Below are 22588 nucleotides of genomic sequence, written 5' to 3'. Positions count from 1 at the left end.
GCAAAGAGATAGGCTGGCTATTACATCATGCCGCCCATACCACCCATACCGCCCATACCACCCATGTCAGGCATACCTGCGCCGTCTTTTTGTGGTAGGTCAGTAACCATCGCTTCAGTTGTGATCATTAGACCAGCTACTGATGCTGCGAATTGTAGTGCGCTACGAGTTACTTTAGTTGGATCTAGGATACCCATCTCTAGCATGTCGCCGTATTCGCCTGTTGCTGCGTTGTAGCCGTAAGAACCTTCACCCGCTTTCACGTTGTTCGCTACTACTGACTCTTCGTCACCTGCGTTCTTCGTGATTTGACGGATTGGCGCTTCCATTGCACGTAGTGCAACGCGGATACCAACGTTTTGCTCTTCGTTGTCGCCTTCTAGGTCAACAATCTTAGATGCTGCACGGATTAGCGCTACACCACCACCAGCAACAACGCCTTCTTCAACCGCTGCGCGAGTCGCGTGTAGTGCATCTTCTACGCGGTCTTTCTTCTCTTTCATTTCAACTTCAGTTGCTGCACCAACTTTGATCACTGCAACACCGCCTGCTAGCTTAGCAACGCGCTCTTGTAGTTTCTCTTTGTCGTAGTCTGAAGTTGCATCTTCGATTTGCTGACGGATTTGAGCAACACGACCTTGGATCATTGCTTCTTCACCCACGCCATCGATGATGGTTGTGTTTTCTTTTGTGATTGCAACGCGCTTCGCTTGACCTAGGTCTTCTAGTGCTACTTTTTCTAGCTCTAGACCAACTTCTTCAGAAATCACGATACCGCCCGTTAGGATAGCGATGTCTTGTAGCATTGCTTTACGACGGTCACCGAAACCAGGCGCTTTAACTGCTGCTACTTTCACGATGCCGCGCATGTTGTTCACAACTAGTGTTGCTAGTGCTTCACCTTCTACGTCTTCAGCAATGATCAGTAGTGGGCGAGATGCTTTTGCTACTGCTTCTAGTGCTGGAAGAAGTTCACGGATGTTCGATACTTTCTTATCGATCAGAAGGATGAATGGGTTTTCTAGATCAACAGAACCTGCTTCTTGGTTGTTGATGAAGTAAGGAGATAGGTAACCGCGGTCGAACTGCATACCTTCTACTACGTCTAGCTCATCTTGTAGTGCTTGACCTTCTTCAACAGTGATAACACCGTCGCGGCCAACTTTTTCCATTGCTTCAGCAATGATGTTACCTACGCTTGAGTCAGAGTTCGCTGAGATAGTACCAACCTGTGCGATTGCTTTAGTGTCGTTACACTCAACAGAAAGCTCTTTTAGTTGCTCAACCGCTGCGATAACTGCTTTGTCGATACCGCGCTTAAGGTCCATTGGGTTCATACCCGCTGCAACTGCTTTTAGACCTTCGTTTACGATTGCTTGCGCTAGTACGGTTGCTGTTGTTGTACCGTCACCCGCTGCGTCGTTTGCTTTAGACGCAACTTCTTTAACCATTTGTGCGCCCATGTTCTGGAATTTGTCTTCCAATTCAATTTCACGCGCTACTGATACACCATCTTTAGTGATTGTTGGTGCACCAAAAGATTTGTCTAGAACTACGTTGCGACCTTTAGGGCCCAGCGTTACTTTTACTGCGTCCGCTAGAACGTTTACACCTTCTAGCATTTTAACTCGTGCGTCATTACCAAATTTAACGTCTTTAGCAGCCATCTTTAGTTTCCTTTTCTAAATTCTTAAATTTTGATTAGTATTTGAATCTGAGCAAAAAATTACTCAATGATTGCTATTACTCAACGATCGCCATGATGTCGTTTTCAGACATTACTAGCACTTCTTTACCGTCGATCTTTTCAGTCTTAGTGCCGTAGCCTTCAGCGAAGATAACGGTATCACCAACTTTAACGTCCAATGGCAGCACTGTGCCGTTTTCTAGGATGCGGCCTTTACCTACAGCTAGAACAACACCACGTGTCGATTTTTCCGCAGCAGAACCAGTTAGAACGATGCCACCCGCTGACTTTGATTCAACTTCTTTACGTTCTACGATAACTCGGTCATGTAATGGACGAATGTTCATCGGTCGTCTCTCCTGAAAGTTTCCATGTTTATTTGATAATTGCCCGCGTAGGGCACGTGATCACTATATAAGGGGCAAACCCAACGATCCCAAGGGGTAGACGTGATTTTTTTGTGACTTAGTTAAAATAACCAGCAGCCAGGCAACGGTTTGCGTACGAAATGCTCACTCGCCGAGGCAACGGCTTTCTTGTATCCTTGCACTTCCCTCACCAGATAGACGTCAAAAATGCTGGAAAAGAACAAGCCGGACAATCAGGCCCAAGACAAACATGGTTTGCTGACCGCGCCCATTCCCGACACATTACGCAAAATGACCATCCCCATGACCATGGGCATGATCGCGATTTTGATGTTTAACTTGGTTGATACCTTTTTCATTTCACTGTTAGGCACCGAAGCACTGGCGGCAATCAGTTATACCTTCCCAGTGACCTTTGCGGTGAACTGCATCACTATGGGCATTGGTATGGGGCTGTCGACTAATATCGGCCGCTTACTTGGCCAAGGGCAGTCTTCCCAAGCTGCTCGTTTTACCAGTCATGGCTTACTGCTTGCCGTTGCTCTGGTCACTATCGCTTCGACACTGGGCTTCTTTACTATCGAACCTTTGTTTAGCTTCCTTGGCGCAAAAGAAGACTCCATTCCACTGATCAAGCAGTACATGCAAGTCTGGTATCTGACCATTCCTCTGTTAGTGATTCCAATGGCGGGCAACAGTGCCATTCGAGCCACTGGTGACACCAAAACTCCAGCTAAGATCATGATGCTCGCGGGGCTTATTAACGGCATTCTCGACCCTTTACTGATCTTTGGCTATGGCCCTTTCCCTGAGCTCGGTATTCAAGGCGCTGCGATTGCCAGTGCATTCAGTTGGTTTGGTGCGTTGTGCGGTTCTTTCTATGTATTGATCAAACGCGAAAAGCTGCTTGCCGCGCCGCAATGGTCGCTCATCAAACAAGACTGGCAGCAAACGCTCAAGATAGGCACACCCGCCGCTCTCTCGAATGCGATGACGCCACTCTCTGGCGCGATTCTGATGATGATACTTTCCAATCACGGTACCGCAGCGGTGGCAGCTTATGGCGCAGCGCAGCGTATTGAGTCGATCTTGATTCTGGTGTTGATGTCGCTGACCTCTGCACTTACCCCGTTTATGGCGCAAAACTTTGGGGCCAATAACCCTGCTCGCGCATTTTCAGGCTGGTTCCTCAGCATGCGCTTTGCGGTGGTGTTTCAAGGTTTTATCTTCTTGATGATGGTGCCTCTTAGCATTCCTCTTGCTGCACTGTTCTCCCAAGAAGCGGCAGTAAAAGACTTGCTGTGGCATTACCTATTAGTCGTGCCATTTAGCTATGGTTTCCAAGGCATTGTGATGATGTTAGTCAGTGGCTATAACGCGATGCACAAGCCGCTGCGAGCCTTCCAATGGAGCTTTATGCGCTTATTTGTCTTCACTCTGCCCGCGGCGTGGATTGGCAGTCAGCTTTATAGCATCGAAGGCTTGTTTATTGGCATTGCTCTGGGTAACACACTAGGCGGCTTACTAGGTTATCTCTTTGCCCTGCGCGAGCGTCGTATGACATTAGCAGAACACGCGAGCTCTTAGTTCCACATAACGCTAGTCTCAATCTCAGGCGGATTTCAGCTCAGACAAGTTTCAGACAATAAAAAACCGCGGATAACCGCGGTTTTTTTGATTTTGACTTTATCAAGCAGGCTTAGAATAGCTCTTCAGCAACTTGGTATAGGTCGTTGCGTACTGGACGCTTCATGTTCTCAATTGCATCGATGATGTCGTGGTGAACCAGTTGCTCTTTCACGATACCAACACAACGACCGCCGTGGCCTTCCATTAGTAGGTGAACTGCGTAGTTACCCATGCGAGATGCTAGAACACGGTCGAATGCTGTTGGACGACCACCACGCTGGATGTGACCAAGAACCGTGGCGCGAGTCTCACGACCAGTTGCCGCTTCAATCTCTTTCGCTAGTTCGTTCGCATCCATCATCAGCTCAGTTAGTGCGATGATTGCGTGCTTCTTACCTTTAGAGATACCGTCTTGGATGTTACCAATCAGCTTCTCTTTATCTAGGCCAGTTTCTGGAGTAATGATGTACTCACAGCCACCTGCGATTGCAGACATCAGAGTTAGGTCACCACAGTGACGACCCATGATTTCTACGATAGAAATACGCTGGTGAGAAGAAGACGTGTCACGTAGACGGTCGATAGCATCGATAACTGTGTTTAGCGCTGTTAGGTAACCGATTGTGTAATCTGTACCTGCGATATCGTTATCGATTGTGCCTGGTAGACCGATACATGGGTAGCCCATTTCAGTCAGTTTCTTAGCACCCATGTAAGAGCCGTCACCACCGATAACAACTAGTGCATCGATGCCGTGCTTTTTAAGGTTCTCAATCGCTTGTTCACGTACTGCTACTTCCTTGAATTCAGGGAAACGTGCAGAGCCTAAGAATGTACCACCCTTGTTGATCACATCAGAAACGCTAGAACGATCTAGCTGTTCAATGCGGTCTTCGTATAGACCTAGGTAGCCATCGTAAACACCGTAAACTTCCAATCCCTCAGATAGTGCTGTACGAACTACGCCGCGTACTGCAGCGTTCATACCAGGTGCGTCACCGCCACTTGTTAAAACACCGATCTTCTTAATCATGCTCACCCTCGATCTTTGGCAATCAATTTATTTAATTTTCTTCTAGGCCCCTTGTTACCAAGCAACCTGCATAATCCAGAACTGTGCGTTATGTTACATTTCCTCTACAGGAATACCAATGAAAACACACTTTTTTATGTAACTTTTCTACTTATGTAAGAGTATTACAGTTTCTCTTTGCAACTTCGTTGATTCACATCAGGATCACGATTCTTAATAAGTAGTGATGGAAAGATAGTCAATAAGCGCTTGTTTGTCGTTAGACTTAGCCCGATTTTTCGACCGTTACCAATCTTGCGCTTTTTGTTCTTTCTCTGGCCCAAACACCACCGACAACGGATCTTGGTGGATCAATACATCCGCTTCAGGAAACAGTTCAAGCAAATTATCTTCAACTTTATCCGCAATATGATGAGCTTCAATCAAGCGTAAATTGTCATCTAGCTCCAAATGCAGCTGGATAAATCGTGTTGGGCCTGACATACGTGTACGCAGTTGATGCACTCCCAATACGCCTTCAACTTTCAAGCATTCTTGACGAATTTGCTCCAACTCTTCATCAGGCAGTTTTCTATCCAGTAAGGTCTGAATCGCCTCGCTAACCATCTTGAAAGCGCTGTATAAAATGAAGATACCAATACCAATCGCAAATACCGCATCAGCTTGGGTGACACCAAAGTAACTCAAGCCTAATGCCACCATAATGGCACCATTCATATACAAGTCAGTTTGGTAGTGCAGAGAGTCTGCTGCGATCGCCTGACTGCCTGTCATGCGTACAACATGCTTTTGGAACATCACAAGTCCAAAGGTCACCACCATGGCGAAAAGAGAGACGTAAACACCGAGCTCTGGGGCATTGAGTTCATGCGGGCGGAAGAAACGTTCGATACCATTTAGGATCAGGAATACCGCAGAACCAGAGATAAACATGGCTTGCGCCAAAGCGGCCAACGACTCGGCTTTACCGTGACCAAAAGTGTGTTCTCTGTCAGCCGGTTGCAGGGAATAGCGCACCACAATAAGATTTACCACCGAAGCGGCGATATCCAACATCGAGTCAATTAAAGAGGCAAGTAAACTGACCGATCCCGTCACCCACCAAGTGATGACTTTAACAATCAAAAGAAGTGTCGCAACGATGGTAGCCGTCCAGGCAGCCATCGTGACTAAGCGTGCATATTGCTGTTTCATAATCAAAGAGTTAACTCATACCGTATTTTGAGTATACCTTGAGAATCATGTAATGAGTATGAAATCGCCAAGATCAAAAAGAGGCAGCACTCTGGCTACCTCTTTAATTTTATCTATCAGCAATTAGCTTTCGTGATGCTTTTTCATGCGTTTTTGCATCTTCTCACCACACTCTTGTTGGCGCTCTTTCTGTAGCTCAACAAATTTTTCTTTTTGCTCCGGCGTTAGCACACTTAGCATTTGATGTTTCTTCTCTAGCATCTTAACGCGACGCTCAGTCTGCTTCTCAACCATCTCTTTTGCTAGATCGTTTGCCGCAGCTTCATCGAAGTTATCAGCCAATAGTAGTGCTTGTACTTTGTCGTGGTGAGCTTGACGCTCTGCCATGCGAGCTTCGTGACCGTCAGCAAATTTTGCTTTCATTTCTGCTTTGTTTGCTTCACGCATTTCTTTTAATTGGTCTTTTTGTGCATCCGTCAGGTCTAGTTGACGCATGATGCCACGGTCCATACCCATGCCGCACTCACCGCGATGACCTTTGTGGTCTTTACCGCCAAATGCGAATGCACTCGCTGTACCTAGAGTTAGAGGTAGAACAACAGCCGCTAGTACTAATTTCTTTGCAGTTTTCATAATACGATTCCTTACACAGGTTAGTGATTCTTCTGAGCTGTTCTCACAGCGCTTGAGTGTAGAATACGACCTGCTAGGTAAAGCGACGTATAGAGACCGTAAAGAATCGTAAAGAGTGATTTTTACACTCATTGTTGCTCATCATTACCATGTAATATTAAAGCGACCACGAATGATAAATAGGTACTCAAATGGCAAACATTCTTTTGATTGATGACGATACTGAGCTAACCAGCCTACTTAAGGAAGTGCTGAGCTTCGAAGGTTTTAATGTCAGCGAAGCCAACGATGGAGAAGCAGGACTCGCCGCTGTTCATGATGAGATCGACCTCATCTTACTCGATGTCATGATGCCAAAACTCAATGGAATGGAAACCTTAAAGCGCCTGCGTGAAAACTGGGAAACACCCGTGCTAATGCTGACAGCCAAAGGTGAAGAGATAGATCGTGTGATCGGTTTGGAGCTAGGGGCGGACGACTATCTGCCTAAGCCATTTAGTGACCGCGAATTACTAGCGCGTATTCGTGCCATCTTGCGTCGTACCAGCAGCACTCAGAAAAGCAGCAAAAACGGCGACTGCATTGAGTACCAAGAAATCAAACTCTACCCAGGTAAACAAGAAGCCTATTGTGAAGAGGTTCTGCTGGATTTAACCACCACAGAATTTGCCTTGCTGACTCACTTTGTACAGAACCCAGGACAAGTACTCACTAAAGAAACATTGAGTCTTGACGTACTTGGCAAGCGCCTCGCGGCCTTTGACCGCGCGATCGATATGCACGTGTCCAATCTACGTAAAAAACTGCCAGATCAAAGCAACGGTAAGCCACGCATTAAAACCCTACGTGGGCGCGGCTATATGTTGATTGAGGAGGATTAATGCGAGCACCACGCTTTAAACTGCCGAAGATAAACAGCTTGTATGGACGCATCTTTGCCATCTTTTGGTTCACTATGTTTTTGGTTCTGATGGCTGTGCTGTCATTACCCCACCTTGATCCACGGAAAGCGCGCGACATTCCAAAAGAGCATTATCAACGTATGCTAGAAATACGTGACGGCATTGAGAAGAAGTATCGCAATCAAGATAACCTCGGCAAGATTCTCTTTAGCGTTGACGGACAACGAAGAAGCAAACACGATCCGCGTCCGCGCATCTTCTTTTCAGATCACGAGGGCAATGTACTAAGCACCTCGAGTCACAAAGACTTTAAGCTGCGCGCTCTGCAAAACTTTGTCACCAGCATTGAAGATCAATCACAACCGAAACAAAAACTCTACGGCCGTTACATGATTGCGGGCCCTGTGCCGATCAAAATCGCCAATTCTGACCTACTGATGTACGTCGGTTTTAAGTGGAACGAACCACCACCAATCATGCTGCGCCTGTTCGATCACCCATTGCAATTACTCCTCGCCGTCATGTTGGTGAGTACACCGCTATTGCTATGGTTAGCGTGGGCATTGAGCCAACCAGCTCGACGATTGGAAACCGCGGCACAACGCGTTGCTAAAGGTGAATTTGTCATCGACCCAAATTTGGAAAAAGGCACCACCGAGTTTCGCCAAGCAGGTACCAGCTTCAACCAAATGGTCGAGGCCGTGAATCAGATGATTTCTGGTCAACAGCGTTTGCTTTCAGACATCTCACACGAGTTGCGATCACCGCTCACTCGTCTGCGCATGGCAAGTGCTCTAGCAACTCGTAAACAAGGTGAAAGCCCTGAGCTGACTCGTATTGATACCGAAGCCCAGCGTTTAGAGCAGATGATTGCCGAACTGCTGGAGCTATCACGTATGCAAGTGAACAGCCACATGACACGTGAGACTCAGCCAATTGCCAGCTTATGGGAAGAAATCATCAAAGACGCGCAGTTCGAAGCCGAACAGATGGGTAAAAGCCTCAGCTACTCTGCCTTGCCTGATCGCAGTATCTCGGGGAACCCTAAATTGTTGATGAGCGCAGTAGAGAACATCATCCGCAATGCGATTTACTACGGTAAAGATGAAGTGAAGATCGACATTCAGGATTCATTCGACACTCTCAGCATTGTGGTCGATGACAATGGTGAAGGCGTACCAGACGAAGAGCTGGACGCAATTTTCCGCCCGTTCTATCGGGTATCGACCGCGCGCGATCGACATTCGGGAGGCACTGGCTTAGGCTTAACCATTACCGAAAGTGCTATCCGCCAGCACAGTGGCGTGATTGTCGCGAGTCGTAGTCCGCTCGGTGGTTTACGTGTCACCATTACCCTGCCATTGATCAGTGCGGGCAAATAACCCCACAAAGATCAAAGTTGATAATGATTTTCATTAACATTAAAGTAAATCCTCCATAAAGGAGGATTTACAATGTCGCACATTTTCCCAGAGCTTCCGTACGAATACGATGCGTTAGAGCCGTACATCGATGCGAAAACCATGGAAGTTCACTACAGCAAACATCATAAAACTTATTACGATAAATTCATGGCTGCCACAAAGGGCAGCGCTCTCGAGACCCAAAGCCTCGATGACATCTTCGCTTGCATTTCTCAACACAGCCCAGCAATTCGCAACAACGGTGGCGGCTATTACAACCACATCATTTACTGGAACTGCATGTCACCAGATGGTGGTGGTGAACCTCAAGGTGCCCTAGCACAAGCCATCAACGACAAGTTTGGCAACTTCGAGACATTCAAAGACGAGTTCGCACAAGCAGCTATCAATACTTTTGGCTCTGGCTTCGCTTGGCTAATCGTAAAGGATGGGGAGATTCACATTACCTCCACCAGCAACCAAGACAACCCATTGATGGACGTTGCCGCGCAACAAGGTGAGCCTATCCTAGCACTTGATGTATGGGAGCACGCTTACTACATCAGCTACCAAAACCGCCGTCCTGAATATATCGACGCATGGTGGAATGTAGTGAACTGGCGAGCGGTAGAAGAGAACTATGCTCGCGCATTAGGTTAACTCTATTTCACGAGCGGACGACAAGGTTCACCAAAATGCCCTCTTCTATACCCAGTCATTGTGCTGAATCTCGCTTCTCATGGTGACTTGGGTATATACTGCTCGCCTGTTTTAACCAATCTAATTCAATACCATGTTTGATATCGCTCTATACGAACCAGAAATCGCGCCGAACACCGGCAACATCATTCGCCTGTGTGCTAACTGTGGTGCGAATCTCCACCTGATTGAGCCACTAGGTTTTGATCTTGAAGAGAAGAAAGTCCGCCGCGCAGGTTTGGATTACCATGATTTGGCTCGCGTGACGCGTCATAAAGATTATCAAGCATTCTTAGAGTACTTAGAGAAAGAGAAACAAGGCAACTACCGCCTGTTTGCATGCACGACAAAAACCACTGGTCATCACGTGGATGCGAAGTACCAAGAAGGTGACGTGCTGATGTTTGGCCCAGAAACGCGTGGCTTACCAGCAGAAGTGATTGAAAGTTTGCCAATGGAGCAGCGTATCCGCATTCCAATGATGCCGGACGCACGCAGCCTAAACCTATCTAACGCCGTTGCTATCATTGCGTTTGAGGCATGGCGTCAAATGGGTTTTGAAGGCGCAATGTAAACGCACCAAACTACAGATACTAAAAAGGGCGCTGCATGCGCCCTTTTGTTTTTCTTACTGAGTGAATCAGTTGAGCTTGTTACGATCATCGTCGTCTTTACGCTCGTACTCACCTTCGAAAGTGTTGCCGTTATCCGATTGAGAATCATATGGGTCACGACGGTACGGGTCTTGCTCGAATGGACCTTGGTTTGAGTAATTGGCGTGGAAGCCGCCACCGTTCATGGTCTTCACCACCATCTTACTCATTAAGTATTTTGCAATCGCTGCTCGTGGTGCTGGCAACAACACTAACATACCTAATGCATCTGTCATGAAGCCCGGTGTTAATAACAGCACACCAGCGACGGCCAACATCACACCTTCAAAAATCTGCTGAGCTGGAAGCTCACCTTGCTCTAAGCGACCTTGCACTGACATCAACGTCTGGATGCCTTGGCTACGCACCAAAGACGCGCCGACAAATGCCGTGATCAATACCAAAGCAATCGTAGGCCAGAGACCTAAAAAGCCTCCCACCTGAATAAATAGGCCGATTTCAATGATCGGGACGAAAATAAACGCCAATAATAAGATAGGAAACACATGCCCTCCTTTGTTATTTGCAGTGTAAAGGGAAAATGCTGCTAAGCTCAAACGAATCGTTGTAAAAAAGCGTGTTAATACTAAAGAGAATGCACGGTGTCATCTCCTCGAACAATAAGGTGACATATACAAAAAAGTGCATATGAAAAGGGCTAATTTCGAACTCTTAAAATCCAACTTTGTCCAGCAAATTAGACTACCCATTAAGGGTTATTAATAACTCGTTCATACTTTGCAAAATATTGACGCATCAAAAGCGAAAAAGGTGATCTAGTTACTATTTTTATGCGCTAGGTACAGTATTATGTGCCACATAAGTCAGGACGGATTTTCCAGCCAAAAATTCTGATGAATGGATTCTAGATTGCAGAAATGGCTAATAAATAACTTTATTATCAGAATTATCATCTAAGGATCCTGTTATGGCTACTCTATCTGATGCTCCAAAAACAGCAAACCAAGCCACTCGTATCGAAGAAGATCTATTAGGTCAACGTCATGTTCCAGCTGATGCTTACTACGGCATCCACACTCTTCGCGCTATCGAAAACTTCAATATTTCAAGCACTACCATCTCTGACGTACCGGAGTTTGTACGCGGTATGGTAATGACGAAGAAAGCCGCTGCATTAGCAAACAAAGAGCTAGGTGCGATTCCAAAAGACGTTGCTAACTACATCCTAGAAGCGTGTGATTTGATCCTTGAAACAGGTAAGTGCATGGATCAGTTCCCTTCAGACGTATTCCAAGGCGGTGCGGGCACGTCAGTGAACATGAACACCAACGAAGTTATCGCGAACGTTGCACTTGAACTGATGGGCAAGGAAAAAGGCCAATATGAGTTCATCAACCCGAACGATCACGTAAACAAGAGCCAATCAACGAACTGTGCATACCCAACGGGTTTCCGTATCGCGGTTTACAACAGTGTTCATCAGTTGATGGAAGCGATCGAATACCTAAAAGGTGCATTCGAGCTTAAAGCACAAGAATTCAAAGACGTGTTGAAGATGGGCCGTACTCAGCTTCAAGACGCGGTTCCTATGACTGTGGGTCAAGAGTTCCACGCATGGGCGGTTACGTTAAACGAAGAGATTCGTGCCCTAGACTACACATCTAAGCTACTACTAGAAATCAACCTAGGTGCTACTGCAATCGGTACTGGCCTAAACGCGCCAACTGGTTACCAAGCGCTAGCAGTAAAACACCTAGCAGAAGTAACAGGTGTTGAAGTGGTTGCCGCAGAAGACCTAATCGAAGCAACCTCTGACTGTGGTGCTTACGTAATGACGCACGGTGCGCTAAAACGCCTAGCAGTGAAGCTATCGAAGATCTGTAACGACCTTCGTCTACTTTCTTCTGGTCCACGTGCAGGTCTAAACGAACTGAACCTACCAGAAATGCAAGCAGGCTCTTCAATCATGCCAGCTAAAGTAAACCCAGTTATCCCAGAAGTAGTGAACCAAGTTTGCTTCAAAGTTCTAGGTAACGACAACACGGTTTCTTTCGCAGCAGAAGGCGGTCAGCTACAACTTAACGTAATGGAACCAGTTATCGCACAAAGCGTGTTTGAGTCTATCTCTCTACTACACAACGCGTGTGTGAACCTACGTGATAAATGTATCGATGGTATTACTGTGAACAAAGAAGTTTGTGAGAACTACGTTTACAACTCTATCGGTATCGTAACTTACCTAAACCCATACATCGGTCACCACGAGGGCGATATTGTTGGTAAGATCTGTGCAGAAACAGGTAAGAGTGTACGTGATGTGGTTCTAGAACGCGGTTTATTAACTGCTGAAGAGCTAGATGACATCTTATCAGTTGAAAACTTCATGCATCCGACTTATAAAGCGAAACGCTACGAGTAATCGCATGTTTAAGGGGTCCCAAACGGGGCCCTTTTTTAGGCTTTTATACGGTTAACCACACTTTTATTAAGCTTTTTATTACCGTAAGCCGAACAGGTTCTGATTCTCTGAACATTTACTCCTGTTCCTGAGTGTTCAAAAAATCAGAATCAATAAAAAACTAAAAGAGGTATCAATATGGTAATGGTCGAACTATTCGTGGTTCTGCTCTTCATTTATTTGGGGGCAAGAATTGGTGGTATCGGCATTGGTTTTGCTGGTGGTGCCGGGGTAATTGCGTTGTCTCTCATCCTGGGCGTTCCAACAAGCCAAGCTTACATACCTGTCGACGTAATCCTGATCATCATGTCTGTAATCACCGCTATCGCAGCAATGCAAGTCGCGGGTGGTTTGGACTGGATGGTACAGGTTGCAGAAGATTTTTTACGTAAGCATCCCGAACGCATCACTTTCTACGCGCCTATCGTGACATTTCTAATGACACTGATGGCGGGTACTGGTCATACGGCATTCTCTACCCTACCTGTAATTGCAGAAGTAGCGAAAGGTCAAGGCGTTCGTCCTTCTCGTCCACTGTCTATCGCGGTAGTGGCATCGCAAATCGCTATCACAGCGTCGCCAATCTCAGCGGCAGTGGTGGCTTTCGCGGCAATGCTTCACCCGTTCGGCGTAGACTACCTAACGCTACTAGCGGTATGTATCCCAACAACCTTCATCGCTTGTATGATCGGTGCATTTGTTGCGAACTTCATGGGCTGTGAACTAAAAGACGATCCTGAATACCAACATCGTCTAGAGAACGGCCTAATCAAGCTAAGCACAGAATCTAAACGTGAGATCCTACCAACAGCGAAGAAAGCAACGTTCATCTTCCTTGGCGCGATCGCATTCGTAGTGTGTTACGCAGCGGCAATTTCTGGCTCTGTCGGTCTTATCGAGAACCCAGCGCTTGGTCGTAACGAAGCAATCATGACAGTAATGCTAGCGGCCGCAGCTGCTATCGTAATGAGCTGTAAAATCGACGCTAGTAAAATCCCAGCAGCGGCAACATTCCGCTCTGGTATGACAGCGTGTGTGTGTGTTCTTGGTGTGGCATGGCTAGGTTCTACATTCGTTAACGCGCACGTTGATGGCATCAAGGAAGTCGCAGGTGCACTACTGTCTGACTACCCATGGATGCTAGCACTTGTTCTATTCTTCGCTTCAATGCTGCTTTACTCGCAAGGTGCAACGACTGTTGCGCTGATGCCAGCAGCACTAGCAATCGGTGTAGCACCACTTACCGCGGTTGCGTCTTTCGCAGCAGTAAGTGCGCTATTCGTACTACCAACTTACCCAACGCTACTTGCTGCGGTTGAGATGGACGACACGGGCTCGACTCGCATCGGTAAGTACGTATTCAACCACCCGTTCTTCGTACCAGGTGTAGCAACTATCGCTTCAGCGGTAGCACTTGGCTTCGCATTCGGTGGTCTACTGATCTAGTAGAAACAGAGTCTTACTCGGGGAGCTTCGGCTCCCTTTTTTATTGCCTGAGACTCACGTTTTTGCTTAACAAATCTTCACTTCCATGAAACTTATTGGCTAGCCAGCAGGTCTGATTGAGTTACACTAACGGCAATTATCTAAGATGAATTGAACCTTTTATGCGTGCATTACTCTCCGTCTTACTCTTAGGGCTTATTACTTTTTCTGCGCCATCCATGGCCTTATTTGGTAACGACCAAAACAATGCCTTTGGCAGCAGCAACGATTCTTTTGTGCCTGTCGATCAGGCTTTCCCGTTCAACTACTACCAACAAGACGGCAAACTGATGCTCGATTGGCAGGTACGTGATGGCTACTACCTGTATCAAGAACGCTTGTCAGTTGCGGGCGAAAACGTCGCGTTAGGCGACTTACAAATGGAGGAAGGCACACCGCATAAAGATGAGTTCTTTGGTGACGTGCATATCTACACTCAACCACTGTTTGTTAACGTGCCAATGCATAACTGGCAAGACGGCGCTCGCGTCGTGGTGCAATACCAAGGCTGTGCCAAAGCAGGCTTCTGTTACCCACCAGAAACTCGCGTGATTCCTATCAGTGCGTTTACTTCATCGAGCTCAGGTTCAACCACGTCGACGACAGCACCAAAAGCAGAACAAGCAGCAATAGTAACGCCACCAGCGGCGAAATCATCCACGGCAGATACTCCATCATCGGCACCAATAACACAGCAAGATAGCCTTGCAGCCAACCTAGCAGATAACTGGTGGACGCCACTATTGTTCTTAGCACTTGGTGTGGGCTTAGCATTTACGCCATGTGTACTGCCGATGTACCCAATCCTGACCAGTATCGTGCTTGGTAGTGGCAAACTGAGCCAACGCCGCGCACTAGGCTTGTCGTTTGTTTATGTGCAAGGCATGGCGCTGACTTACACCCTACTCGGTCTTGTGGTGGCCTCTGCGGGCATGCAGTTCCAAGCAGCGATGCAACACCCTTATGTGTTGATTGGTTTGAGTGTGTTATTCGTGGCGCTGGCACTATCTATGTTTGGCGTTTATAACCTGCAATTGCCAAGCGGCGTGCAAACGTGGTTAAACAACCTCAGCAACAAACAACAAGGTGGTAGCAGCGCAGGCGTGTTCGCCATGGGCGCGATTTCAGGTTTGGTGTGTTCACCATGTACCACGGCACCTCTGTCCGGCGCACTACTTTACGTGGCACAAAGTGGTGACTTACTCACCGGTGGTATCGCACTTTACGCACTGGCGATGGGTATGGGTATTCCACTGATTCTTGTTGCTGTATTCGGCAATAAACTGCTACCGAAAGCAGGTGGTTGGATGGATCGCGTTAAGACCCTATTCGGCTTTGTTCTGCTGGCAGCTCCTATCTTCCTACTTGAGCGCATCATGCCAGAGGTGTGGGCAACCGCACTATGGTCAGCACTAGGTATCGCGGCTTTTGGCTGGCTATACCACATCAAAAACAGCCTAGAGTTTGGCGGTTGGAAGCAAAGCACAGTAGGCATTATCGCAGTACTAGGTCTGTTTGCTTCTGCTCAACCGGCGTTGAACTTCTGGTTTGGTGACAACACGACAACGCAAGCTCAGCAAGCAACGGTGAGCTTTACTCGCATTACTAACGTGGCAGAGCTTGAGGCAGCACTTGCTCAAGCTAAACAAGCAGGCAAACCAGTGATGCTCGACTTCTACGCTGACTGGTGTGTGGCATGTAAAGAGTTTGAGAAGTACACCTTCCATGACCCAAGTGTCGAAGCTAAGCTGCAAGACTTCGTTCTACTGCAGGCGGACGTGACCAAGAACCAAGTGCAAGACATCGAGCTGCTTAAACATATGAATGTACTTGGCTTACCAACCATTGAGTTCTGGGATGCTAACGGCGAACATGTTTCAAACGCTCGTTTAACTGGTTTTATGCAAGCCGAACCTTTCTTAGAGCACATCAACCGATTCTGATTGTGAATCATTCAAACGCCAGTGATTTTTCACTGGCGTTTTTTATTGTCTTAATAAATTCGAGAAACTTGCGTTTATATGCAATTTTTCTAATAAAAGTCGATTTGGTTCAGACTTTTAGTGGATAAACATTGTCCACATTCTTAAAGGTGGACAATAATTCCATTAACGAAATAGTCAAAAGTGTTTAACGTCATGGATTCGACCTACACCATAATCATCGCAGATGATCACCCCCTATTCCGCAATGCCTTGTTCCAATCGGTACACATGGCAGTGAGTGGGGCCAACCTTCTTGAAGCGGATACGCTAGATGCTCTACTTGCGTTGCTGGAAAAAGAAGAAGAGCCAGATTTGGTGTTATTGGACCTAAAGATGCCAGGCGCGAATGGCATGTCAGGGTTGATTCACCTTCGAGCCGAGTACCCAGATATTCCGGTGGTGGTCGTTTCTGCCAGTGAAGAGCCAAGCGTGGTCACGCAAGTGAAAAGCCATGGTGCATTCGGCTTTATTCCAAAATCGAGCGACATGCGCGAGCTGGTCAATGCACTCAACCAAGTCCTCAATGGCGACCCATACTTCCCAGAAGGCTTGATCACCAATAACGCAGCTTGTAATGACTTGGCAGAAAAAATTGCCGCTCTTACCCCTCAGCAATACAAAGTGTTGGGCATGCTTTCCGATGGCTTACTCAACAAACAAATCGCTTACGAGCTCAATGTCTCAGAGGCCACCATCAAAGCGCACATGACCGCAATTTTCCGCAAGCTGGGCGTGAAGAACCGCACTCAAGCCGTCATCCTACTGCAGCAAATGGAACCCGAGCAGTAATGTGTTAGTAAATATATCTAATTCACATTTATATGACGCAAAAAGAACAACAGACGTTAAAATAAACAGGCTGCATTATGTAGCCTTTTCATCCCTCTGTTAAACCGCTAACTCTGGGAGGTCATACTTTGCTAAGTATTCTCGTCACTCAATTCGTCGTTCTCTGGGCCGTCATCGACCCGATTGGTTCAGTACCCGTTTATCTATCACAAACTCAACACCTCACGGCAAAACAGCGTCGCCTCGTCGCGTTAAAAGCCATTGCTATTTCGATGGGTGTGTTACTGTTTTTTCTTATTGCCGGTCAGTTATTGCTGGAAGCGATGCAAATCCCATTACCTGCCTTCCAAGCCGCTGGTGGTTTAGTGCTATTGCTGTTTGCATTGTCGATGATCTTTGGTGAGAGCAAGCCAGAACAAGAACAAAAATTGGGTGAAGAAGTCAGCCACTCCGATCTTGCTGACTTAGCCGTTTACCCTCTCGCTATTCCCTCGATTGCGTCACCAGGTGCCATGATGGCTATCGTGATGCTCACCGACAACAACCGTTACTCTTTTGTTGATCAGGCGATGACTGCTGGTGTCATGATGGCGGTGTTGCTGGTCACCCTCTTCTTGTTGCTGGGTGCAAACACAATTCAAAAAGTGATTGGAAACGTGGGTGCTGCCATCATCAGCCGCGTGATGGGCCTTATCCTTGCTGCCGTTGCATTGAATAATTTGCTACTTGGTATAAAAGATTTTTATGTTAATTGATAAAACTCTTAGACCTTTGGCTAATTTAACATCAAATTAACATCACATTTTTATTCCTGCTTCCTCTCAAACGCCCTAAAAACGGGCGTTTTTGCTTTTTGGCGTCCCGACTAAAGTTGAAAAGAGTTCTTGCCAACACCTTGCTAATGTACATGTTGAAACATTTTTTTAACAACAATACCAATCGTAAGGAGACGGCAATGGCATTTGAAAGCGAAGAAAGAGCCAAAGCCTACTGGGACAAGAACGTGAAACTCATGATTACCCTAATGGTCATCTGGTTCGTAGTGTCTTTCGGCTGCGGCATTTTATTTGTCGACGTACTTAATCAATTTCAATTAGGTGGATACAAACTAGGATTCTGGTTTGCTCAACAAGGCTCCATCTATGCCTTCCTAGGTATTATTTTCTACTACGCGTGGAAAATGCGCCAAATCGACCGTGAATTCGGCGTAGATGAGTAAGGAGTAACTCAGATGGATTTGAAAACTATTACCTATCTAGTGGTTGGCGCAACGTTCGTCCTCTACATCGGTATTGCGATTTGGGCGCGTGCGGGCTCAACCAAAGAATTCTATGTAGCAGGCGGCGGTGTAAACCCTATCGCTAACGGCATGGCAACCGCTGCAGACTGGATGTCAGCGGCATCGTTCATCTCAATGGCAGGCTTGATTGCCTTCATGGGTTACGGCGGCTCTGTATTCCTGATGGGCTGGACAGGCGGTTACGTACTGCTTGCTCTTCTGCTTGCTCCTTACCTACGTAAGTTCGGTAAGTTTACCGTGCCGGAGTTCGTGGGCGAGCGCTTCTACTCTAATGCAGCGCGTATCGTAGCGGTTGTGTGTCTTATCATCGCATCGGTGACTTACGTTATCGGTCAGATGAAAGGCGTGGGCGTGGCGTTTGGTCGCTTCCTAGAAGTGGATTACTCAACGGGTCTACTGATCGGTATGTGTATCGTATTCATGTACGCGGTTATGGGCGGCATGAAAGGCATTACCTACACGCAGATTGCTCAATATTGCGTACTCATTTTAGCTTACACTATTCCTGCAATTTTTATCTCTCTGCAACTAACAGGTCACCCACTACCACAGATCGGTCTGGGTAGTACTATCCAAGGCACCGATGTCTATCTGCTCGATAGGCTCGACCAAGTGGTCACCGAGCTCGGCTTTAGTGAATACACCACCCAAGTTCGTGGCGACACACTAAACATGTTCGTGTACACCATGTCACTGATGATCGGTACTGCGGGTCTACCACACGTAATCATTCGCTTCTTTACCGTGCCTAAGGTTCGTGATGCTCGTACATCAGCAGGTTGGGCGCTAGTTTTCATCGCTATCCTTTACACAACAGCACCTGCCGTATCTGCAATGGCGCGTTTAAACCTAATGGATACCGTTAACCCAGCACCAGGTCAGCACCTTGCTTATGATGAGCGCCCTGACTGGTTCAAGAACTGGGAGAAAACAGGTCTACTAGGCTTTGATGACAAGAATGGCGACGGTCTGATTGAGTACACATCAAACCCAGCAACCAACGAGCTGAAAGTTGACCGTGACATCATGGTATTGGCAAACCCAGAGATTGCTAAGCTACCTAACTGGGTTATCGCACTTGTCGCAGCAGGTGGTCTAGCGGCAGCGCTATCGACGGCTGCGGGTCTACTACTGGCTATCTCGTCCGCGATATCCCATGACTTAATCAAAGGTGTGATAAATCCGAACATATCCGAGAAGAAAGAGCTACTCGCGAGTCGAATCTCCATGGCGGTCGCCATCGCAGTCGCCGGTTACTTAGGCTTGAATCCACCAGGATTTGCAGCCGGCACGGTAGCTCTCGCCTTCGGTCTGGCGGCATCTTCCATCTTCCCTGCGTTGATGATGGGTATCTTCAGTAAGAGCATCAACAAAGAAGGCGCAATCGCAGGTATGATTGCTGGTATCAGTATCACGCTATTCTACGTGTTCCAACACAAAGGCATCCTATTTGTGTCTGATTGGACTTACCTACAAAGCTGGGGGCAGAACTGGTTCCTAGGCATCGAGCCAAACGCATTTGGTGCAATTGGTGCGGTATTTAACTTTGTTGTGGCATTCGGTGTATCAAGAGTAACAGCAGAAACACCACAAGAAGTAAAAGACCTCGTCGAGCACGTACGTGTACCAGCAGGCGCTGGCGGTGCGGTAGACCACTAAAACATAACCCAAACCACAAAAGCCCCGCTTGGGGCTTTTTTATTCACTTAACTTATTCTAATAATTAGAGATTCCCTGAACCGTAGCAAGGAAGCATACCAATGCCATTGATTATATGTTCAGGGGTTACGCGGAAAAAATCGCTTAGAACAAGGCAAAGATTTTGAAGCTAGTTGCTCTAACTTCAAAATCTTTAACGAAGTTATTAGCGATTTTAGCCAGTAAAAATGAACAGATAATTGATGGGATTAGTATTTTATGTTCAAAAACAAGCACTTTATTATCGCTCTGTTGATCGCCCCAATTCTGTCTTTGATCGCTTATTTCGGTACTGACATGGCTCTGAGTGAAAAGCCTCATGCAGCTAAAGAAGGGGAAAGCTACAAGCTGATCAGCAAGTCGAATTGCCGTTATACCAGTGGCTTGTGTGATATGGAGAACGGCGACTTTAAAGTGAAGTTCCGCTCAGAAAAGCTGACTCAAGATAGCTTAGAGCTGTCTTTGCATGCGGCTTATCCACTGGAAGGGGTGAAGCTGTCAGTGGTGGATAGCCAAGAGCAAAACGCACAGCCAATCGACATGACACAAACCGATCAAGCAGGGCAGAACTGGAGTATCACTTTGCCTAAGCCTGCATCAGCAGACAGCTGGTTACGTGTTGCGATTCAATCTGAAGGCACACTCTACTACGGTGAAACGCAAACAGCATTTGTGAAATACGAGACTTTGTTTACGGACAAATAACTTACCTGCTCCATAAGGCTTGAAGACGCATTTGAGCCGACATTATCTCGCGAAAGAATACCGAGCTTAATTGTAGGGATTGAGCTCACCCACTTCAGCCGATACTGAGTCCGAGTATCGGCTTTTTTTGTTGTGTTATTTCCTCAAAAAAGCTGTGGTTGCTAACCGACAATTAATTGATAATAATTATCACTATCTTGATTATCGAGGTATCTATGGACAGCAGCCAAGCCATCTACAACGCCTTTTTTAAAGCGCAAGACCGATTCCTTCATGTGTATGCGCCAAGCGGCTTCGAACCTGATGTGATTCATGATTACATCCATTGGGGCATGGTGCTGTCGTCCATCTACGATCACGATGCAGAGCACGAAAACCTGTTGCTGTGCGAACTGTATTTGCGTCAGGTTTACTTCCATCTACTTGATGCCATTCAAGACCCTGCGCGCAGCCGCATCTTCCGCCGAGTTTGCCTCGATTCCATTCACACTCCGCTACTTTGTCTCAAACGTTACTACTACCAATTTGAGGATGGCGATGTGAAATTTCTCTTATTACAACAACAATTACGTCTGATACAGACGCCACTCGATTAAACAAAAGGAACCTACCATGACCACGGAATTCCGTATCGAAGCAGACAGCATGGGCGAAGTCAAAGTCCCAGCCAACGCTTTGTATCAAGCCCAAACTCAACGCGCTGTCGATAACTTTGCTTTTAGCAAACACACCATGCCGACTGGCTTTATCCAAGCACTCGCCCACATTAAACAAACCGCTGCGCTCACCAATGCTCAACTTGGCTTGCTAGAAGGTGATATTGCCAATGCCATCGCCGATGCTGCGCAAGCAATCATTGATGGTAAACACCTAGACCAATTCCCTATCGATGTATTCCAAACCGGCTCGGGCACCAGCTCAAACATGAATGCCAACGAAGTGATTGCAACATTGGCCTCTGAACACCTAGGTGGAACGGTCAATCCAAATGATCACGTCAACATGGGTCAAAGCAGTAACGACGTAGTGCCTACTGCGATTCAAGTCAGCTCTGCGATTGCGATTGAAAAGCAGCTTCTGCCAGCACTGTCTCACTTAGGTGAAACTCTAGAAACCAAGCAACAAGCACTGAAAGATGTGGTGAAAACAGGCCGTACGCACCTCATGGATGCGATGCCAATTACCTTTGCCCAAGAGCTTGGCGGCTGGCAGTTCCAAATCGAACACGCCAAACAAGCCATCGAACAAACACTGCCAGCAGTGAAAGCGTTAGCCCAAGGCGGAACAGCGGTGGGCACAGGGATCAACGCCGATCCGCGCTTCGCCGATCTTTTTGCTGATAACTTAGCGCAATCAACGCGCATCGAGTTTGCTTCCAGCAAAAACTTCTTCTTCAATCTCAGCAGTCAGGATGCGATCGTCGCCCTATCGGGACAGCTCAAAGCAGCAGCAGTTGCGATCATGAAGATCGCAAACGATCTTCGCTGGATGAACTCAGGTCCACTCGCAGGCTTGGGAGAAATCGAACTGCAAGGTTTGCAACCGGGCTCTTCTATCATGCCAGGCAAAGTGAACCCAGTGATTCCAGAAGCAGCGGCCATGGCGTCTGCCCAAGTGATTGGTAACGACACGACCATTACCGTTGCAGGTCAATCGGGTAACTTCCAGCTAAACGTGATGCTGCCAGTAATTGCGCACAATGTACTAGAAAGCATTGAACTGCTGTCGAACAGCGCCGTAGCTTTGGCAGATAAAGCCATCGCAACGTTTGAAGTGCGCCAAGACAACCTTGATGTTGCATTGGCGAAGAACCCGATTCTGGTCACCGCACTTAACCCTGTAATTGGCTACCTAAAAGCAGCCGAAGTGGCGAAGAAAGCCTACAAACAAGGTCGCGCTATCATTGATGTCGCGGAAGAAGAAACGGACTTGGATCGTGCAACATTAGAAAGACTGCTCAATCCAGCCAAACTGACTCAAGGCGGGGTGGCAGAATAAGCCACAGG

At 47.1% G+C, this 22588-nt stretch carries 21 protein-coding genes; 15 read left to right on the top strand and 6 right to left on the bottom strand.

Annotated elements, in window-relative coordinates:
• Window positions 1–20 precede the first annotated feature (20 nt).
• Entirely contained in the window at window positions 21–1667 is a 1647-nt protein-coding gene (gene groL / locus BSZ04_RS09185; RefSeq protein ID WP_005440463.1) for a chaperonin GroEL, read from the bottom strand.
• Window positions 1668–1743: 76 nt separating this feature from the next.
• A complete protein-coding gene (locus tag BSZ04_RS09180; protein WP_005381516.1) occupies window positions 1744–2034 on the bottom strand; it encodes a co-chaperone GroES in 291 nt (96 codons plus the stop codon).
• Window positions 2035–2262: 228 nt separating this feature from the next.
• Here BSZ04_RS09180 and BSZ04_RS09175 point away from each other — a divergent pair, with 228 nt between their 5' ends.
• Window positions 2263–3642 (top strand): MATE family efflux transporter, encoded by a 1380-nt coding sequence (locus tag BSZ04_RS09175; protein ID WP_038884110.1) that lies wholly within the window; start codon window positions 2263–2265, stop codon window positions 3640–3642.
• A 112-nt stretch (window positions 3643–3754) separates the two neighbouring features.
• On the opposite strand, the gene pfkA is transcribed toward BSZ04_RS09175, so the two are convergent.
• The 3 genes from pfkA to BSZ04_RS09160 form a co-directional block, all read right to left on the bottom strand.
• A complete protein-coding gene (gene pfkA, locus BSZ04_RS09170) occupies window positions 3755–4717 on the bottom strand; it encodes a 6-phosphofructokinase (protein ID WP_088880268.1) in 963 nt (320 codons plus the stop codon).
• Between the two features lie 285 nt (window positions 4718–5002).
• Window positions 5003–5911, bottom strand: a complete 909-nt coding sequence (gene fieF / locus BSZ04_RS09165) for a CDF family cation-efflux transporter FieF (RefSeq protein WP_038884112.1) — start codon at window positions 5909–5911, stop codon at window positions 5003–5005.
• A gap of 123 nt (window positions 5912–6034) precedes the next feature.
• Window positions 6035–6544: a CpxP family protein gene (locus tag BSZ04_RS09160; protein WP_071236402.1), complete on the bottom strand. Its 510-nt coding sequence runs from the start codon at window positions 6542–6544 to the stop codon at window positions 6035–6037.
• Between the two features lie 191 nt (window positions 6545–6735).
• On the opposite strand from BSZ04_RS09160, the gene BSZ04_RS09155 reads away from it, so the two are divergent.
• The 4 genes from BSZ04_RS09155 (at window position 6736) to trmL (ending at window position 10122) form a co-directional block, all read left to right on the top strand.
• A complete protein-coding gene (locus tag BSZ04_RS09155; protein WP_088880267.1) occupies window positions 6736–7425 on the top strand; it encodes a response regulator in 690 nt (229 codons plus the stop codon).
• Window positions 7425–8828 carry an envelope stress sensor histidine kinase CpxA gene (gene cpxA / locus BSZ04_RS09150; RefSeq protein WP_038884114.1) on the top strand — a complete coding sequence of 468 codons (1404 nt, stop codon included), beginning with the start codon at window positions 7425–7427 and terminating at the stop codon, window positions 8826–8828. The genes BSZ04_RS09155 and cpxA overlap by 1 nt, the downstream gene beginning before the upstream one ends.
• A gap of 72 nt (window positions 8829–8900) precedes the next feature.
• Complete coding sequence (locus BSZ04_RS09145) at window positions 8901–9509, top strand: superoxide dismutase (protein ID WP_088880266.1); 609 nt, start codon at window positions 8901–8903, stop codon at window positions 9507–9509.
• A gap of 133 nt (window positions 9510–9642) precedes the next feature.
• Window positions 9643–10122 (top strand): tRNA (uridine(34)/cytosine(34)/5-carboxymethylaminomethyluridine(34)-2'-O)-methyltransferase TrmL, encoded by a 480-nt coding sequence (gene trmL, locus BSZ04_RS09140; RefSeq protein ID WP_005428753.1) that lies wholly within the window; start codon window positions 9643–9645, stop codon window positions 10120–10122.
• Window positions 10123–10188: 66 nt separating this feature from the next.
• Here trmL and BSZ04_RS09135 read toward each other — a convergent pair whose 3' ends face one another.
• A complete protein-coding gene (locus BSZ04_RS09135; protein WP_010444126.1) occupies window positions 10189–10707 on the bottom strand; it encodes an FxsA family protein in 519 nt (172 codons plus the stop codon).
• Window positions 10708–11129: 422 nt separating this feature from the next.
• On the opposite strand from BSZ04_RS09135, the gene aspA reads away from it, so the two are divergent.
• The 10 genes from aspA (at window position 11130) to BSZ04_RS09085 (ending at window position 22580) form a co-directional block, all read left to right on the top strand.
• A complete protein-coding gene (aspA, locus tag BSZ04_RS09130) occupies window positions 11130–12581 on the top strand; it encodes an aspartate ammonia-lyase (protein ID WP_005428778.1) in 1452 nt (483 codons plus the stop codon).
• Window positions 12582–12758: 177 nt separating this feature from the next.
• Window positions 12759–14066 carry an anaerobic C4-dicarboxylate transporter gene (locus BSZ04_RS09125; RefSeq protein ID WP_038884119.1) on the top strand — a complete coding sequence of 436 codons (1308 nt, stop codon included), beginning with the start codon at window positions 12759–12761 and terminating at the stop codon, window positions 14064–14066.
• A gap of 161 nt (window positions 14067–14227) precedes the next feature.
• On the top strand, window positions 14228–16048 hold the full coding sequence (locus BSZ04_RS09120; protein ID WP_088880265.1) for a protein-disulfide reductase DsbD: 1821 nt from the start codon (window positions 14228–14230) through the stop codon (window positions 16046–16048).
• A 195-nt stretch (window positions 16049–16243) separates the two neighbouring features.
• Complete coding sequence (locus tag BSZ04_RS09115) at window positions 16244–16879, top strand: response regulator (protein ID WP_010444135.1); 636 nt, start codon at window positions 16244–16246, stop codon at window positions 16877–16879.
• Between the two features lie 128 nt (window positions 16880–17007).
• On the top strand, window positions 17008–17634 hold the full coding sequence (locus BSZ04_RS09110; RefSeq protein WP_005428797.1) for a MarC family protein: 627 nt from the start codon (window positions 17008–17010) through the stop codon (window positions 17632–17634).
• Between the two features lie 200 nt (window positions 17635–17834).
• Window positions 17835–18098 carry a DUF4212 domain-containing protein gene (locus BSZ04_RS09105; protein ID WP_005448273.1) on the top strand — a complete coding sequence of 88 codons (264 nt, stop codon included), beginning with the start codon at window positions 17835–17837 and terminating at the stop codon, window positions 18096–18098.
• Window positions 18099–18110: 12 nt separating this feature from the next.
• Window positions 18111–19838, top strand: coding sequence for a sodium:solute symporter family protein (locus BSZ04_RS09100; RefSeq protein WP_010444138.1), 1728 nt, complete (start codon window positions 18111–18113; stop codon window positions 19836–19838).
• A 258-nt stretch (window positions 19839–20096) separates the two neighbouring features.
• Window positions 20097–20582, top strand: a complete 486-nt coding sequence (locus tag BSZ04_RS09095; RefSeq protein ID WP_010444139.1) for a hypothetical protein — start codon at window positions 20097–20099, stop codon at window positions 20580–20582.
• Window positions 20583–20797: 215 nt separating this feature from the next.
• A complete protein-coding gene (locus BSZ04_RS09090) occupies window positions 20798–21178 on the top strand; it encodes a hypothetical protein (protein WP_088880264.1) in 381 nt (126 codons plus the stop codon).
• 16 nt (window positions 21179–21194) lie between these two features.
• Window positions 21195–22580 carry a class II fumarate hydratase gene (locus BSZ04_RS09085; RefSeq protein WP_088880263.1) on the top strand — a complete coding sequence of 462 codons (1386 nt, stop codon included), beginning with the start codon at window positions 21195–21197 and terminating at the stop codon, window positions 22578–22580.
• Window positions 22581–22588: the final 8 nt, after the last annotated feature.

This window comes from Vibrio rotiferianus, assembly GCF_002214395.1.
In the GTDB taxonomy this organism is placed as follows: domain Bacteria; phylum Pseudomonadota; class Gammaproteobacteria; order Enterobacterales; family Vibrionaceae; genus Vibrio; species Vibrio rotiferianus.
Note: the sequence above shows the minus strand (reverse complement) of the source record. Positions and strands in the feature narration are given on the sequence as shown.